Raw genomic sequence first — 15,836 nt, 5'->3', positions numbered from 1 at the left:
TCACAGATCGCTGCGCACCGTGTGCGCCGCGGCGACCGACATCTGGGCGACCTCCTCGATGAGGTCGTCTCGGGACACGGTGAGCTTTCCGTCGAGCCAACTGGTGACGGCCTTGGCGGTGCCGGCCACGATCACCAGGGTGGCGAGCCGCAGGCGATGGTACTGGCTCTGATCGCTGCCGGTTCCGGCGAGCAACAGCTGGGTGAGCAGCTCGGCGAGTTCGTGCTCGGCCCCGCCGACGGTGTCTTTGAGCAGCTCGCTGCCGATCAGGTCGGTGAACAACCGCGCCTTGCGGGGATCATCGGTCAGCACGGTGATCACCCGGCCGATGCCCATCCGCGCGCGATCTATCAGCTCCGTGGCGGAATCTGTCATCGAATCGAGGACGCCGCTGCTGATTTCGGCGAGCAGACCCTGCGCCAGGGTCACGAACAGCTCGTCGCGGGTCCGGAAGCTCTCATAGAAGTACCGCTTCGACAGGCCGGCCTGCCGACTGACCGCCTCGATGGTCGTCGCCGCCATCCCGACGGTGCCGGCAACTTCCAGGCACCCCTCGAGCAACTGATTTCGGCGCAGGTCGCGTCGTTCCTCTGCGCTGACGCCGCGAAATGGCCTCACGACGCGGATCACGAAGTCATCTTGGCACAGCATCGTGCCGCCTACACTGCTTGGAGCTGCTCGCGCCGATCCGTTTGAATTAGTGACTTTCGGCCCTACGGCCAAAACATGACACCTGTCAATATTGTCGGAACCGTTCAGTTCCTACTTTGTGGCAGGGGACCCGATGCCGAGCCTTCCTACCATGCCGCGGGTTACCCTTTTCCGCCCGAGGAAATCCAATCCGGTTGTCCTGCCGCGGCCCGACGGCCCGTCGCGGCGGTGGGGGCAATCCCAGACGGCGTCCGTGCGACGCCCCGTTCGGGTTGTCGAGGTCATCCGCGAGACCGACGATGCGGTGACGCTGGTGCTGCAGGTCACCGACGGGCGGCCGGTCGACTTCCGTGCCGGGCAGTACCTGACGCACTGCTTCGACGTCGACGGCGTGACCGTCAAGCGCGCCTATTCGATCAGCGCCGCCGAGGGCGATCGACTGGCCTGCACCGTCAAGGCGATCGACGGCGGCGTCGTGTCAGGCTTCGTGCACCGCAATGTCGCTGTCGGATACGAGTACACGGTGCTCGGACCATCGGGTGATTTCGTCCTTCCTGATGACGACGCGGTGCCGCTGGCGTTCCTGGCCGCCGGCAGCGGCATCACACCGGTGATCGGCATGATCGAAACCGCACTGCGACAGTCGCCCGAACGCGAGATCTCGCTGGTATACGCGTCGCGGCGGCAAAGCGAGATCATCTTTGAGCGGCGACTGTCAGAATTAGCCGCCAGCTATCCGCGGCTGCGGGTGGTGCACGTGCTCTCGCAGCCGGCGTCGGCATGGCCGGGAGAGACCGGGCGGCTCACCGGCGAGCGTGCCGCCGCGCTATTGGCGGTAGGCCCTGACACACAGGTATTTCTTTGCGGCCCACCGGAATTGATGGATGCAACTACCGCGGCGCTGACGAGCGGCGGCGTCGACACCGATCGCATCCGTCGAGAGCGGTTCTATGCGGCGCCCCAACACACTCGCAAGCTGCCGACCGAACCGCACGATGTGGAGTTTCGCGTTACCGGTCGCACGGTCACCCAGCAGCCGGGTGAGACGATTCTGGACGCGGGTCTGCGCAGTGGATTGAAGCTCAACTTCAGCTGCACCGTCGGCGGTTGCGCCGCATGCAAACTCAAAGTGATCAGCGGCGCGGTGGCGGTCGACGAACCGAACTGCTTGAGCGACCAGGAACGATCCGCTGGCTACATCCTCAGTTGCTCGGCGTACGCCCAAGAAAGCGTCGTCCTCGACGCCTAAAACCTCAGGAGGTTGGAGATGACTTCGATAGTGAAGACTTCGGTGGAATCGATGGTGCGCGGGCTACCGATCAAGGCGCAGAACAAGATTCACCAGACCCTCGACAGTGTCGGGTTGATGCTGTCGGTGCAGAACCCGAAAGTTGCCGTATCCATGGCACCTTCGGCGGTTCGGGGCCTGGTGCTGGGCAAAGGCAAGCGCGGCGATCACGTGGATATGCCTGCCCACCACAGTGCGCACTTCCGGCTCAACTACCAAAGCGACTTCGCCGAGATGTATGACCTCTACCGTCGCGCGGTGTCCAAGCAGTGGGACGGTAATGCCGACCTGCCTTGGGAACTCGACGTCACCCCCGACAACCCCGACGCGCAAATCCTGCCGCGCAGTTTCGTGCCGTTCAAGGAAATCGAGGGATTCGGCGTCCGGCTGACGGCGCTGGAGGAGCGCAACCTGACCTGGGACATCGCGGCGTGGCTGCTCAGCCAGTTCATGCACGGTGAGCAAGGCGCCCTGTTCGCTTCGGCTCAGGTGACCGAGTGCGTGCATTGGACCGACGCGAAACTCTACGGAGCAACCCAGGTCATGGACGAGGGCCGGCACCTCGAGGTGTTCCTGCGCTACCTCGACACCAAGCTCGAGAAGATCTACACCGTCAACGACAACCTGTTCGTGCTCATCGACGAGCTGATGACCGACGGCCGTTGGGATTTCAAATTCCTCGGTATGCAGATCATGATCGAGGGCCTGGCGCTCGGCGCGTTCACCACCATTTTCCAGCAGACGCGCGAGCCGCTGCTCAAACAGCTGCTCAAGATGGTGATCCAGGACGAAGCCCGCCATGTGCACTACGGTGTGCTGGCGTTGCGCGACCACATCACCCAGAACATCTCGGAGAAGGAACGTCGCGAGCGCGAAGACTGGGTCTATGAGGTGGCGCTGCTGATGCGTAACCGGTTCCTGATGCACGAGGTGTACGAAGAGTGGTTCTCCCACAAGGTGCCGCTCAAGGTCTGGGACCAACAGATGCTGGATTCGCCCAGCATGGTCAAGTTCCGCAGCATCATGTTCGAGCGGCTCATTCCCAACCTCGAATACATCGGGCTGATGAGCGACCGGATCAAGACTCACTACGAAAAGTCCGGGCTCACCCGATATCTGGGCGGCAAGAACGCCACGCAGCTCACCGAGGACGACCTGACCGTCGACGCGGGTACCGGTTACGACTCCGACGAGATGCCGGCTGAATTGCAGGAGTTGGCGGCGGGCGCCTCGCCCTCGAGAGTCGGGTAGGGGATCGGGGTCGGGCAGCTTGTTCGACCGCCCCGTCACCAACCGGCGTCTTATCGGAATGTGACGGCAAGTACGCACACGTCGTCGTCGCGTGGCGGCGGCGCCAGAGTTGTGGTGAGCCTCTGGCACGCCTCGCGCAACGAGGTATGCGCCTGCCAGCCGATGATGAGTTGCTCGGTTTGGGCCAATGCCTTCTCGATGTCGTGGCCACGGCGGTCGATGAGGCCGTCGGTATACATCACCAGGATGTCGCCGGCTTCGATGAGCACCTGGTCCTGGTCGTAGGCGGCGTGGCGGCGCGGGCCTAGCACCGGTCCACGGCCCCCGCCGAGCCGGACGACCTTGCCGCTGCCACAACGGCGCAGCAGCGATGGCGGATGACCGGCGGAACCGTAATGCAGCACGCCGGACCCGGGGTCGAAGATCGCCACCGTCAGGGTGGCGAACTTTCCGTGGCTGGCATGGCCGGTAAAGGTATTCAGCTCGGCGAGCAGCTGGGACGGCGGCAGCCCCTGAACCGCCAGCGCACGCCCGGCCGCGCGGAGCTGGACCATGTCCTCCACCGCGGCCAGACCATGGCCCACCACATCACCGACCGCCAGGTAGGTCCGGTTCTTCGGCAGCGGCATCGCGTCCCACCAGTCCCCGCCCAGCCCATGAGTCACATCCGCGGGGTGATAGCACACCGCCAGATCCAGGCCCGCGACCTCGGGGGGAGATGCCGGCAGCACGGCCGCCTGCAGCACCGCCGCCCGGGTGTGCTCGTCAGCGTAGGCCCGGGCACGGATCAGTGCCTGGGTGACCATGGACGCCACCGCCGAGGCGAACGAGCGCTGAGTGGCGTCCAGCGGCTGGGACCGGCTCCACGCCAGCTCCAACACGCCGATGCGGCTTTGCCCGATGGCCAATGGCCACACACCCATCGAGGCGATGCCGGCCGCCATCGTCCACTGCGCGGTCTCGGGGTAACGCCGCTGATACTCGGCTTCGTCGCGGATCAATACCGGGACCCCGGTGCTCATCGCGTCGGTGGCCGCGCACCACTGCGTCAACGGCAGCCCATCGGCAAATTGCGTCACGATGGGCGGCAGCTCACCGGCCATGTGCATCCAGTGCAGGGTGTTGCCGTCGTCGCTGAGCAGTCCCAGCGCCAAAGCGTGCACCCCGGCATACGTGCGCACCTCCACGGAGGTGGCCCGACCGATTTCCTCGGGGGTCAGCGCGGCCGCGAGTGACTCGCCCAGGCGCGCCAACGATTCCAGGCGGGTCCGTTCGCGCTGTTCGGCCTGCCGCTGCCTGATCGCGGAGATCCGCCCAGCAGCTTCTTGGCCGATCAACAGGGAAACCAGCATGATGACAGCGATAAATCCCTGCGTGGCAGCCAGCCGGGCCGGCCCCGGCAGCGCTGCCGCGGCAAACGCGCCGCGGCCGGCGGCGGTCATGTAGTTGGCGGCGACCGCCAGCACGGCGCTGGCCAGGGCCGCGCCGATCACTTCCAGCCGAAACGCCGCCCAGGCCAGCACGGGCAGCAGCAACAATGCCGGTGGTGAATTGACCGAAAATGCGGCCACCGACAGCGCGGCGGCAAGGACGACTACCAGCGTCGCCTCCACCCGCCGGGCAGCCAGGAGCTGGCGCTGGCGCGGCCACAGAAGGGCCGGTGCACCGACCACCAAAGCACCCAGCCCGTCGGCAGCCACCCAGCGCACCACACCACCTGGCCACCAGATTCCCGCGTACGCCACACCGACCGCTGCACCCAGAAGCCCGCCGACCAACGGGCCCAACACACATGCCCCGGCGACATAGCGGGCAAGATCGGTGCGCCGCCGCAGGTCCGGCGCGCTCCCACACCATGCCCGGACCAGCGACGCACCCACTAACGGCTCGATCGCGTTGGCCGCGGCAAGCCCGGCAGCTGCCAACATGTCCATCCCATGGTGCGCATCGACCACAAGTTCGGCAGTCACGATCGCGGCGAGGACCGCCGGCCAGCGCGACCGATTGGTCAGCAGCATCGCGGCCACCGTCACGCCCGCGGGCGGGAAAAACGCGAATCCCACCGCGGGACCGAACGCCTGCCACAACGAGTCTGCGCCCGCCGAAACTCCGACCGCGGCGATGCCCGACGAATGCCACGCCAATTCCGCGCCACCGCCATAGACCACTGCGACCACGCCGAATAGGCCCGCGATCGACCACCAGTCGGCGAGGCGATGTCGGGGGCGTGGCCGGGACCCAGCCGGCGGCGACAGCGGAGTCACCGGCACTGTGAACCTCCCGCGAAGCCGATTGGGTTGCCGGTGCCCGTTCCGCGGGCGTTATGGGTGCGACAGTGCTTGGCGCTGTCGCGCATTTCGCTCCTGTGGCCGGTCGCCGGGATCGCATTGTTGGCCGCGGGCCCCGATTACCCAGCTAAGCCAAAGAACCGCACTGCCGACACATCATCGGGCATCGTCGGATGGCGCGTCAACAAGAAAAGCAGCCGCCGCGGGCATGTCTGAGCAAACGCGCCGGCGTGTTGTCGGCGCCGGAATGCGGCCGAGGGTGCGCCGAAGGCGGTATGGACGGGCGGACCAGGACTGATTTGCCAAGTGTTGCAACAATTCTGCCCAACGGACACTCGGATATCTCGCCGACAGCCCAGGAAGATGACATAAGGTCGGCACTGGAGTCGAAGCCCAGAACCGGGAGCAACATGTTCGACAAGCCGTTCGCGCGGCGGCGCCTGTTGCGGGGAGCGGGTGCACTCACCGTGGCGTCCTTGGCGCCGTGGCCCTCCGGCTGTGCCTCCGACGATGACGCCTTGACCTTCTTCTTCGCAGCCAATCCCGACGAAGCGGATGCCCGGATGCGCATCGTCGAGGAGTTCTGCCGCCGCCACCCCGACATCAAGGTGCGGACCTTGCTGTCCGGGCCAGGGCCGCTGCAACAGATATCGACGTTCTGCGCCGGCGGCAAATGTCCCGATGTGCTGATGGCGTGGGAGTTGAGCTACGCCGGATTGGCTGACCGGGGTGTGCTGCTGGACCTGAACACCATGCTGGCGCGGGATCCCGGTTTCGCCGCCGAGCTGTCATCGGACGGCATTGGGCCACTGTATGAGACGTTCACCTATAACGGCGGCCAATACGCCTTTCCGGAGCAATGGTCGGGAAATTACTTGTACTACAACAAGCGGCTTTTCGCCGAGGCCGGCATACGCCCACCGCCCACGGGTTGGGAGCAGCCGTGGAGTTTCGCCGAATTCCTCGACGCGGCTCGCGCGCTCACCAAGCGCGATGCCGCGGGACGGGTCAGCCAGTGGGGGTTTGTCGACACCTTTGTCCCGACCATCTCCGCCGGACTGTTCGCCATGAACAACGGCGTGCCGTGGTCCTCGCCGAGAATGAACCCGTCGCATCTCAACTTGGACAACGCCGCATTCATCGAAGCCGTCCAGTTCTACGCCGACCTGACCAACAAGCATAAGGTGGCGCCCACCGCATCCGAGCTCCAGTCGACGGCCACGCCGGAGTTGTTCTCGCGGGGCAAGGCGGCGATGGCACTGGGCGGGCACTGGCGCTACCAGACGTTCGACCGCGCCGACGGCCTGGATTTCAATGTGACCGCGCTGCCGTTGGGCCCACGGGGGCATGCGCCCTGCTCCAATATCGGAGCTACCGGATTGGCCATCGCGGCCAGTTGTCAGCGCCGGGAGCAGGCATGGGAGTTCGTCAAGTTCGCAACCGGACCCGTGGGTCAGGCGTTGATCGGCGAAACCAACCTTTTCGTGCCGGTCGTGTGGTCTGCGATCAACTCGGCCGGATTCGCCAAAGCACACAGTAGGGTTGACAATCTCGCCGTACTCACCGGAGGACCGAGCCATTCCCAGGGCCTGCCCATCACCCCGGCGTGGCCGAAGGTCTACGCCCTGATGGAGCGCACCTTCGGACCGGTACTACGCGGATCCCGCCCGGCGACATCGCTGACCGGGCTGTCGCGAGCCGTCGACGAGGTGCTGCGCAGTCCGTGACATCGATCGACACATCCGAGCCGGGGACCGCGAAGCGCCCAAAAAGGCCGAGCCTCTGGCGCCGGCGGCCGTGGGCCGGGCGACTGTTCGTCGCGCCGAACCTTGCTGCCGTGGTAGTGTTCATGCTGTTCCCGCTCGGGTTCTCGCTGTACATGAGCTTTCAGCGCTGGGACTTGTTCACCCCGCCAAAGTTTGTGGGTCTGGGGAATTTCCGCGACCTGTTCACCGTTGACCCGCTGTTTCTCATTGCGGTGCGCAACACGGCGATCTTCACGGTCGGGACAGTTGCGCCGACCGTTCTCATCAGTCTCGTCATCGCCGGCGTGCTGAACCGGAAAGTCAAGGGCATCGGTATCTTCCGGACGATCACGTTCTTACCGCTGGCCATTTCGTCGGTGGTGATGGCAGTGATCTGGCAATTCGTCTTCGATACCAACAACGGATTGCTCAACATCATGTTGGGCTGGGTCGGCATCGGCCCGATCCCGTGGCTGATCGAACCCAGATGGGCGATGGCCTCGTTGTGCCTGGTCAGTGTGTGGCGAAGCGTGCCGTTTGCCACGGTCGTGCTGCTGGCCGCGATGCAGGGGGTTCCCGAAACCGTCTACGAGGCAGCCAAAATCGACGGTGCCGGCGAGATACGGCAGTTCGTGTCGATCACGGTGCCGTTGATCCGCGGTGCGATGTCGTTCGTCGTTGTCATCTCGATTATCCACGCATTCCAGGCTTTCGATCTGGTCTACGTTCTCACCGGTGCGAACGGGGGACCGGAAACCGGAACCTATGTCTTGGGCATCATGCTCTTCCAGAACGCCTTTGGATTCCTGGAATTCGGCTACGCCTCGGCGCTGGCCTGGGTGATGTTCGCCGTCTTGCTGGTGTTGACCGTACTTCAGCTGCGCCTCACGCGGCGCCGCTCGTGGGAGGTTTCCCGTGGGCTCGGCTGATCGAGTGGTCATGCGCAACGTTGTTCGCGTCCTGGCCCTGTACACCGCGCTGATCGCGATCGCCTGGTGCGCCCTGTTCCCGATCATGTGGGCCCTGTCCGGCTCGTTGAAGAGGGAAGGCGAGGTGAGCCAACCGACGTTGATCCCCGACCACCCGCAATGGTCCAACTACGGCGAAGTATTCGCGCTGATGCCGTTCTGGCGAATGCTTTTCAACACGGTGCTGTACGCCGGCTGCGTCACCGCCGGTCAGGTGTTCTTCTGCTCTCTCGCCGGATACGCCTTCGCGCGACTGCATTTTCGCGGCCGCGACACCTTGTTCGTCATGTATCTGGGCACGCTCATGGTACCGCTGACGGTCACCGTGATTCCGCAGTTCATCCTCATGCGCGTCCTGGGATGGGTGGACACGCCGTGGGCGATGATCGTGCCGGGGTTGTTCGGTAGCGCCTTCGGCACCTACCTCATGCGGCAGTTCTTCCGCACTCTCCCGGCCGATCTCGAAGAGGCGGCGATTCTGGACGGCTGCTCGCCCTGGCAGATCTACTGGCGAATCCTGTTGCCGCATGCCAGGCCGGCGGTGATGGTGCTGGCGGTGCTCACCTGGGTCAACGTGTGGAACGATTTTCTGTGGCCGCTGCTGATGATCCAACGCAACAGCCTGGCCACGCTGACCCTGGGCCTGGTGCGGTTGCGCGGCGAGTACGTGGCGCGCTGGCCGGTTTTCATGGCGACGTCGATGCTGATCCTGCTGCCGCTGGTGCTCGTCTACGGGGTGGCGCAGCGCTCGTTTATCCGCGGTATCGCCGCGACCGGACTCGGCGGCTAGCCGCATGGCCACGGTGAGTTTCGAGGAGGCAACCCGGCGGTACCCCGGCGCAGACCGGCCCGCACTGGACCGTCTGGATCTCGTCGTCGGCGACGGTGAGTTCGTCGTGCTGGTCGGACCGTCCGGATGCGGCAAGACCACGTCCCTGCGGATGGTGGCCGGTCTGGAGAAACTGGATTCGGGCAGGATCCGGATCGGCGACCGGGACGTCACCAATGTCGATCCCAAGGATCGCGATGTCGCCATGGTCTTCCAGAACTATGCTCTCTACCCGCATATGACGGTCGCGCAGAACATGGGATTCGCGTTGAAGGTCGCCAAGACGCCGAAGCCGGAGATCCGCGAAAGAGTGCTGGCCGCCGCGAAATTGCTTGACTTGCAACCATACCTGGACCGCAAGCCCAAGGACCTCTCCGGCGGACAACGCCAGCGGGTGGCAATGGGGCGCGCCATTGTGCGCCGTCCGCAGGTGTTCCTGATGGATGAGCCGTTGTCCAACCTCGACGCCAAGCTGCGGGTGCAAACCCGCAATCAGATCGCCGCGCTGCAACGTCAACTCGGTACCACGACGATCTACGTCACCCATGATCAGGTGGAGGCCATGACGATGGGCGACCGGGTCGCGGTGCTGTGCGACGGGGTGTTGCAACAGTGCGCGCCGCCGCGGGAACTCTATCGCGACCCGGACAACGTGTTCGTCGCCGGATTCATCGGGTCTCCGGCAATGAATCTGTTCACCCTACCGATTGCCGATTCCGCAGTGACGCTTGGCGATTGGCCCATGGGTATACCACGCGAGATAGCCACCGGCGCAGCGGAGATTGTTGTCGGCATTCGTCCCGAACATTTCGAGGTGGGCACCGTCGGCGTCGAAATCGAGGTCGACGTGGTGGAGGAGCTCGGCGCCGACGCCTATCTGTATGGCCGGATCAGTGGGGCCGGTCAGCTCGCCGGTCAGTCGATCGTCGCTCGCACGGACGGCCGTCAGCCGCCCGAGCGGGGGAGCCGGCTGCGTCTGCACCCCCAACCCGGTCAACTGCACTTCTTCGGAGCCGACGGCCGTCGGATTGCCTGACATCGGTGTGCCGCATACGGGTAACCACGCATGATGCGGCTATCGTGGCGCCGGTGAGCACCCAACGTGTCGATCTGGTCTGCGAAGGTGGCGGGGTCCGGGGGATCGGACTGGTCGGTGCGGTGGACGCGCTGGGCGCGGCCGGCTACAGGTTTCCCCGTGTCGCAGGGACCAGCGCCGGTGCGATCGTCGCGTCACTGGTCGCCGCGCTGCAGGTTGCGGGGGAACCGCTGACACGTCTTTCCGAGATCATGCGCAGCATCGACTACTCGAAGTTCCTCGACCGCAGCCTTATCGGACGCGTGCCGTTGATCGGCGGGGTGCTCTCGCTGCTGACGTCGGATGGCGTGTATCAGGGAACCCATCTGGAACAGCTGCTCACCGGTTTGCTCGCGGACCTGGGCGTGCGCACTTTCGCCGACTTGCGTACCGGCGACGAGCCGGAACAATTCGCCTGGTCGCTGGTGGTCACCGCGAGTGACCTGTCGCGGCGGCGGTTGGTTCGCATCCCGTGGGATCTGGACTCCTATGGCATTGACCCGGACGACTTTTCGGTCGCGCGAGCGGTCCATGCCTCGTCGGCGATTCCGTTCGTGTTCGAGCCGGTTCGGGTTGCCGGCGCGACGTGGGTTGACGGAGCATTGCTGTCGAACTTTCCGGTGGGGCTGTTCGACCGGTCCGACGGCGGGCCGGAGTGGCCGACTTTCGGGATCCGGCTGTCGTCGCGTCCGGGCATTCCGCCCACGCATCCGGTTCACGGGCCGGTGTCGTTGGGAATCGCCGCCGTTGAGACGTTGGTCAGCAATCAGGACAACGCCTACATCGACGACCCGTGTACCGTGCGGCGCACGATCTTCGTCCCCGCTGATGAGATCAGCCCGATCGACTTCGATATCACCGCCGAACAACGCGAGGCCCTGTACCAGCGCGGGTTACAAGCCGGTCAAGAGTTTCTGCAGACCTGGAACTACCAGGACTACATCGCGGCGTGCGGCGGCCCCGCCAAGCCGTTGGTCTAAGCGCTTCGGGCGATCAGCTCAGCCGTTGTGCGAGCGTGCGTTGTCCGGGACCGCCAAGGTCGGCGACGGCCGCCGTCCTGCCGGCCATCGCCATGAGCAATGCCTCACCGGGCCCGGTCACTTCGGGCCCGCTGCCATGGGTCCAGTCGACGTCGGTTGCGCGTAGCCGCAGTCCTTTGATCCGTGGTCGGGCGCCGAGCCGAGGGTTCTTCGGCACCAGCTGCAGCACGCGGATGAGTCGTTCGGCGGCAATGGTGCGGGGCTGACCGAGTGGGCGTCGGATGTCCTGGTGGTGGATCGTGCCATCGACCAGTGCGATCATTCCGTCGAAACGCGCCGTGAGCCCCCGTGGTTGGAGGTGTTGGCCGACGAACTCCAGCAATTCCGGTGGGGTAAGTGCGGAAAATTCTTGGACGCCGACTTCGTTGGCCCGTACCACCCGGCCCTTGACGAACCGCTTCAGCAACCCCAATGCGCTGAGCTCTTCGTAGCTGAACATATGCGCGACAACATCTTTGACGCTCCATCCGGCGCACAGGCTGGGTGTGGCCCATTGCTGTGGGGTCAGGGTCGCCAGAAATTCCGCCAGTTCTGCGCGCTCGGCACGGGCCATGCTCATCATGGTGGCTTGCGTGCCCTCACCGTCGATGGTCATGGCAATACCTCGACGCCAAACAGGCCGGCATAGCGGTGCAGGTACAACGGCCAACCGGCCGTGCCGTCGACGCCGTCTGCCACCGATTCCCATCCCGGGCCGTGCCGGTCGAGGTGACGGTGCTCGAGGTCCACCCGGGTCGTCTCGGCGGACTCGGCGGTGAAACGGACCTCGACTTCACTGGTCTTGGACAGATCGGTCTCGGGCTGCCAAGTGGGGCCGATATCCCAGGTGAACACCACCCGATCGGGCGGTTCGCAAATTAGCACGCGTGCCCACTTGCACACGCTGCCGTCGACGCCGCGGTCGTAGATGTGCCCGCCCGCATGGCATTCGAACACCGTTTCGGCGATCGTCACCCCGAGCAGGTTGTGCTCGCGGGGCTTGAAGTCGCCAAACCGAGCGGTGAACACCTTGAAGGCACGCTCGATCGGGGCATTGACGACGATCTGGTGGTGGATCGCCGTGCTGTGCGGACGTGTCATACGTCGTCTCCCTCCCTGTCGATGGTTTGCGCATAGTTGGTCAGGGCTTGCGTCCAGAATCGGTCGAGGTCGGCGCGTAATGCCTCGAGACCGGTCGGGTCGAGCTGGTAGACCCGGCGGGTGCCCGCGGCGCGGTCGCAGACCAGCCCCGCTGCCTTGAGCACCTTGAGGTGCTGTGACACCGCCGGCCGGCTGACCGGCAAATCGCGAGCCAGTTCACCGACGGCCGACGGGCCATGAGCAAGACGTTCCATGATGGCCCGCCTGGTCCCGTCGGCCAGAGCCTGCCAAGCCTGGGCGCCCACTTGGTAAGTGACCACGAACCGTAAGTCTACGCTTACCAATATCGGAATTCAAGGGACGATGGGTTTGCCTTTGGGGGGCGCCGATGTTCTCCGGCCCGATGTCATCCACCTGGCACCACGGCGCTGACAGCATCAAAGCCGCTCCGAGACAGGCATTTTCGCTATACGGCCACGGCGCGCCGCAACCGCGTCCGGCGAGCGACTGCCTAGTATTGCTGCGTGGCGGATCGATATGGCAGCGACGTCTTGTCCGGGGGAGGGCGGCGCACGTCGCGATCGGTTGAGCATCCGGTCGAGATCGGCATGGTGGTCGAGGACGCCCAAACCGGCTACGTCGGCGCCGTGGTCCGAGTCGAATATGGCCGCATCGACCTCGAAGACCGCCACGGTAAGACCCGAGGTTTCCCGCTCGGGCCCGGTTACCTGCTCGACGGTCGACCGGTAATCCTCACTGCGCCGCGCCGCCCGGCGCCGGTCACGCCGAAGCGAACGGCATCCGGGTCGGTCGCGGTCCCCGGTGCCCGCGCCCGGGTTGCCCGCGCCAGCCGGATCTACGTGGAGGGCCGTCACGACGCCGAGCTCATCGCCCAGGTCTGGGGGGAAGACCTGCGCATCGAAGGCGTGGTGGTGGAGCACCTCGGCGGCGTCGACGACCTGGTGCGCATCGTCGCCGATTTCCGGCCCGGACCGCGCTGTCGGCTCGGCGTTCTGGTGGACCACCTGGTGCCCGGGTCGAAGGAGGCGCGCATTGCCGACGCGGTGCGTCAGGGGCCGGGTGGCTCGGACACCCTGGTCGTCGGTCACCCCTATGTCGACATTTGGCAGGCCGTCAAACCGCACCGGCTCGGGCTCAAGGCGTGGCCGAGCGTACCCCGGCACATCGAGTGGAAGCACGGAGTTTGTCAGGCACTGGGCTGGCCGCACGCCGACCAGGCGGACATCGCCACGGCCTGGCGCCGTATCCGTTCGACGGTCCGCGACTGGAACGATCTGGAGCCCGCGCTGATCAGCCGGGTCGAAGAACTGATCGACTTCGTTACCCAGCCTGCGGTTTAGCCACCCGGGCGACCCCGCTGGCAGCAGGAAAACTGCGGGCCGCCATGTTTCATCCAGGTGAGCTTTGTGTCGATCGTGTAAAAGACTGCCGATCGTCGTCACGTCTACGCGTCTGCCGAGCACTAAAGCTTGACGCCGAAAACTATTCGCTTTGGAAAGAAACGGAGGATTCGACATGACCGACGTGCTTGTCATCGATGCCGAAGGCCTGGACCGACTGTCGTGCAACGCCAAGACCGACCCCAGCACCGGCAAGAAGACACTGAAAGCCAAGACGGTGTGTGAGAGCGGCTTTCGCAACATGACCTACGTGCGCGACCTGGCGCCGATGCTCGTCGGCGAGCCCCCCGCGCTGCTGGGTGACGACTCGGCGCCCAACCCCTCGGAGACGACTCTGGCGGCCCTGGGATCGTGCATCTCGGTGGGCCTGCTGGCCAACGCCACCCACCGCGGCGTGACGCTGACCAAGATCGAGGTCGAGATGGAAGGTGACATCGACATCTCCGCCGTGTGGGGTGTCGGCGACACCCCGGCCGGCAAGGTCCTCGGCTTCACCGCGGTGCGCTGCCGCGTCACCCTGGCCGGAGATGCCGACGATGCGACGCTGCAGGAGATCCACGACAACGCGATCGCCTGGTCGCCCGTGGTGAACACGTTCCGCCGTCCGGCCACCGTCGACTCGACCCTGACCATCGACTAGGCGTCGCCACGTGACATACAACGCGACCAGGCTGCAGCTCGCCGAGGCCATCAAGCTGGCCCGGATGGCGAAGGGATTGAGCTGGACCAAGATCGCCGACGCAATCGGCAAGGACCGGGTGTGGACGGTAGCGGCGCTCCTCGGCCAGCACCCGCTGTCGGCTGACGACGCCGCGACCGTCGCGGCGCTGCTCGACCTCGACGACGACGCGGTCGCCGCTTTGCAGTTGACGCCGTACCGGGGATCCAACAAGTCGGCGTCGGCGGATCCGACGATCTACCGGTTCCATGAGGCGCTGTCGCTCTACGGGCCCGCCCTCAAGGAACTGATCGCCGAGGAGTTCGGCGACGGGATCATGAGCGCCATCAACTTCCGGATGAGTGTGCAACGTCGTCCGGATCCGCACGGTGATCGGGTGATTGTGACCTTCGACGGCAAGTTTCTCGACTACACATGGAACAACACGGAACAGGAGGTCATGTCGTGACCGCGACCATCGACGCCGCGATCGACTTGCTCGATTCGGAGCTGCTGGCAGACATCCGCGCGCACGCCGGTGTGCTGGACCGCGGAGACGACACCGCCCGCCGCAGCTTTCCGGGCCTGGGGGCCGTCGGACTGCTCGGGCTTGGAGCTCCCGGCAACATCGACGGACGGCTGCCACAGATGGCCCAGGTGATCCGAATGATCTCCGGTGAGTGCATGAGCACCGGGTTCTGCGTGTGGGCCAACCGGATGGCGATCGAGTATTTACTCACCGCCGCAACGGAATACAGCATGGCCGCGGTCCAGCCGCTGCTGGCCGGCACCGCGCTGGGCATCACCGGAATGGCGGCAGCCTTCAAAGACGCGGCCGGCTGCGGCAGCCTCGAGCTCACCGCCGCAGCCGTCCCGGGCGGCTACCGGCTGAGCGGGTCGATCAGGTGGGCCAGCAACCTGTACCACGACTCGGTCTTGGTGACCGCGGCGCGCACCGAACGCGGCGACAAGTTGATCGTGGCCGTGCCGTTGAGCACACCGGGTGTCACCATCGGTGACCACTTCGAACTCTTGGCGATGGGCAGCACGGCCTCGTCGTATCTGGAGTTGACCGATGTGCACGTCGGCGATGAGCAGGTGCTGTCCACCGCCTTCGACGGGTTTCTGGACGCGGTTCGCCCCACCTTTCTGGTGCTGCAGTCGGCAATGTGCCTCGGGCTGGCCAAGACCACGCTGACGCAATGCAGGATCGGCCTCACCGGAGTGAATTCGGTGTTCGCCCCCGACGTCGACCTGATCGCGGGAAAGCTCGCGCTCGCCGAGACCACCTTGGCCAGCGTGGCCGCATCGGTCGGCGGCCAGCAACCGCCGAGCAAGAAGGAGTTGCTCTCGCTACGCCTCAGCGCGGCCGAAATCGCCAGCGCCAGCGCCGCGCTGGAGATTCGTACGGCCGGCGGCAAGGGCTATGCCAGCAGGACGCCGGCGAGCCGCCGATACCGGGAAGCCGCATTCCTGCCCGTGCAGTCGCCGTCGGAGGCGCAACTGCGATGGGAACTGGGGGGATGCCGTTGAGTGACCGCT

General features: G+C 65.4%; 16 protein-coding genes. 11 read left to right on the top strand and 5 right to left on the bottom strand.

Features of this window, described 5'->3' with window-relative positions; all coding sequences use genetic code 11:
* On the bottom strand, positions 1-630 hold the full coding sequence (locus MKAN_RS01635; protein ID WP_160937565.1) for a TetR/AcrR family transcriptional regulator: 630 nt from the start codon (positions 628-630) through the stop codon (positions 1-3).
* 274 nt (positions 631-904) lie between these two features.
* On the opposite strand from MKAN_RS01635, the gene MKAN_RS01630 reads away from it, so the two are divergent.
* Together MKAN_RS01630 and MKAN_RS01625 are read left to right on the top strand one after the other, a co-directional pair.
* A complete protein-coding gene (locus MKAN_RS01630; protein ID WP_023364581.1) occupies positions 905-1,900 on the top strand; it encodes a 2Fe-2S iron-sulfur cluster-binding protein in 996 nt (331 codons plus the stop codon).
* A gap of 18 nt (positions 1,901-1,918) precedes the next feature.
* Complete coding sequence (locus tag MKAN_RS01625) at positions 1,919-3,190, top strand: ferritin-like domain-containing protein (RefSeq protein WP_036395750.1); 1,272 nt, start codon at positions 1,919-1,921, stop codon at positions 3,188-3,190.
* 50 nt (positions 3,191-3,240) lie between these two features.
* Here the strand turns inward: MKAN_RS01625 and MKAN_RS01620 are convergent, their stop codons facing one another.
* The gene (locus MKAN_RS01620; protein ID WP_225722831.1) at positions 3,241-5,454 is read right to left on the bottom strand and encodes a SpoIIE family protein phosphatase; all 2,214 of its coding nucleotides are present in this window, start codon (positions 5,452-5,454) and stop codon (positions 3,241-3,243) included.
* A 434-nt stretch (positions 5,455-5,888) separates the two neighbouring features.
* Here MKAN_RS01620 and MKAN_RS01615 point away from each other — a divergent pair, with 434 nt between their 5' ends.
* From MKAN_RS01615 to MKAN_RS01595, 5 genes are read left to right on the top strand one after another with little or no spacing between them, the layout of a single operon-like run.
* The gene (locus MKAN_RS01615) at positions 5,889-7,205 is read left to right on the top strand and encodes an ABC transporter substrate-binding protein (RefSeq protein ID WP_023364575.1); all 1,317 of its coding nucleotides are present in this window, start codon (positions 5,889-5,891) and stop codon (positions 7,203-7,205) included.
* Between the two features lie 5 nt (positions 7,206-7,210).
* Complete coding sequence (locus MKAN_RS01610) at positions 7,211-8,152, top strand: carbohydrate ABC transporter permease (RefSeq protein ID WP_225722981.1); 942 nt, start codon at positions 7,211-7,213, stop codon at positions 8,150-8,152.
* Positions 8,139-8,981, top strand: a complete 843-nt coding sequence (locus MKAN_RS01605) for a carbohydrate ABC transporter permease (protein ID WP_023364571.1) — start codon at positions 8,139-8,141, stop codon at positions 8,979-8,981. The genes MKAN_RS01610 and MKAN_RS01605 overlap by 14 nt, the downstream gene beginning before the upstream one ends.
* Before the next feature lie 4 nt (positions 8,982-8,985).
* A complete protein-coding gene (locus MKAN_RS01600) occupies positions 8,986-10,056 on the top strand; it encodes an ABC transporter ATP-binding protein (RefSeq protein ID WP_023364570.1) in 1,071 nt (356 codons plus the stop codon).
* A 44-nt stretch (positions 10,057-10,100) separates the two neighbouring features.
* On the top strand, positions 10,101-11,075 hold the full coding sequence (locus tag MKAN_RS01595) for a patatin-like phospholipase family protein (protein WP_099184922.1): 975 nt from the start codon (positions 10,101-10,103) through the stop codon (positions 11,073-11,075).
* A gap of 13 nt (positions 11,076-11,088) precedes the next feature.
* Here the strand turns inward: MKAN_RS01595 and MKAN_RS01590 are convergent, their stop codons facing one another.
* Genes MKAN_RS01590 through MKAN_RS01580 form a run of 3 tightly spaced genes read right to left on the bottom strand, consistent with a single transcriptional unit; the run spans position 11,089 to position 12,535 of the window.
* Complete coding sequence (locus tag MKAN_RS01590) at positions 11,089-11,730, bottom strand: maleylpyruvate isomerase family mycothiol-dependent enzyme (protein ID WP_023364567.1); 642 nt, start codon at positions 11,728-11,730, stop codon at positions 11,089-11,091.
* Complete coding sequence (locus MKAN_RS01585; RefSeq protein WP_023364566.1) at positions 11,727-12,215, bottom strand: SRPBCC family protein; 489 nt, start codon at positions 12,213-12,215, stop codon at positions 11,727-11,729. Before MKAN_RS01585 ends, MKAN_RS01590 begins: the two co-directional genes overlap by 4 nt.
* Positions 12,212-12,535, bottom strand: a complete 324-nt coding sequence (locus tag MKAN_RS01580; protein ID WP_036395753.1) for an ArsR/SmtB family transcription factor — start codon at positions 12,533-12,535, stop codon at positions 12,212-12,214. Before MKAN_RS01580 ends, MKAN_RS01585 begins: the two co-directional genes overlap by 4 nt.
* A 204-nt stretch (positions 12,536-12,739) precedes the next feature.
* On the opposite strand from MKAN_RS01580, the gene MKAN_RS01575 reads away from it, so the two are divergent.
* The 4 genes from MKAN_RS01575 to MKAN_RS01560 all read left to right on the top strand — a co-directional run bounded on the left by MKAN_RS01575 (position 12,740) and on the right by MKAN_RS01560 (position 15,827).
* A complete protein-coding gene (locus MKAN_RS01575; RefSeq protein ID WP_023364563.1) occupies positions 12,740-13,576 on the top strand; it encodes a DUF3097 domain-containing protein in 837 nt (278 codons plus the stop codon).
* Between the two features lie 175 nt (positions 13,577-13,751).
* Positions 13,752-14,276 (top strand): OsmC family protein, encoded by a 525-nt coding sequence (locus tag MKAN_RS01570; protein ID WP_023364562.1) that lies wholly within the window; start codon positions 13,752-13,754, stop codon positions 14,274-14,276.
* A gap of 64 nt (positions 14,277-14,340) precedes the next feature.
* Complete coding sequence (cynS, locus tag MKAN_RS01565) at positions 14,341-14,763, top strand: cyanase (protein WP_042313178.1); 423 nt, start codon at positions 14,341-14,343, stop codon at positions 14,761-14,763.
* Complete coding sequence (locus tag MKAN_RS01560; protein WP_023364558.1) at positions 14,760-15,827, top strand: acyl-CoA dehydrogenase family protein; 1,068 nt, start codon at positions 14,760-14,762, stop codon at positions 15,825-15,827. Before cynS ends, MKAN_RS01560 begins: the two co-directional genes overlap by 4 nt.
* Positions 15,828-15,836 lie beyond the last annotated feature (9 nt).

Source organism: Mycobacterium kansasii ATCC 12478 (assembly GCF_000157895.3).
Taxonomy (GTDB): Bacteria; Actinomycetota; Actinomycetes; order Mycobacteriales; family Mycobacteriaceae; genus Mycobacterium; species Mycobacterium kansasii.
This window is presented reverse-complemented; position numbering and strand designations above follow the sequence as displayed.

Bases quoted from the DNA above. Each gene is read 5' to 3' on its own strand.
- cynS (WP_042313178.1), top strand. From the start codon at position 14,341: ATGGCGAAGGGATTGAGCTGGACCAAGATCGCCGACGCAATCGGCAAG.
- MKAN_RS01615 (WP_023364575.1), top strand. From the start codon at position 5,889: ATGTTCGACAAGCCGTTCGCGCGGCGGCGCCTGTTGCGGGGAGCGGGT.
- MKAN_RS01570 (WP_023364562.1), top strand. From the start codon at position 13,752: ATGACCGACGTGCTTGTCATCGATGCCGAAGGCCTGGACCGACTGTCG.
- MKAN_RS01600 (WP_023364570.1), top strand. From the start codon at position 8,986: ATGGCCACGGTGAGTTTCGAGGAGGCAACCCGGCGGTACCCCGGCGCA.
- MKAN_RS01625 (WP_036395750.1), top strand. From the start codon at position 1,919: ATGACTTCGATAGTGAAGACTTCGGTGGAATCGATGGTGCGCGGGCTA.
- MKAN_RS01585 (WP_023364566.1), bottom strand. From the start codon at position 12,215: ATGACACGTCCGCACAGCACGGCGATCCACCACCAGATCGTCGTCAAT.
- MKAN_RS01590 (WP_023364567.1), bottom strand. From the start codon at position 11,730: ATGACCATCGACGGTGAGGGCACGCAAGCCACCATGATGAGCATGGCC.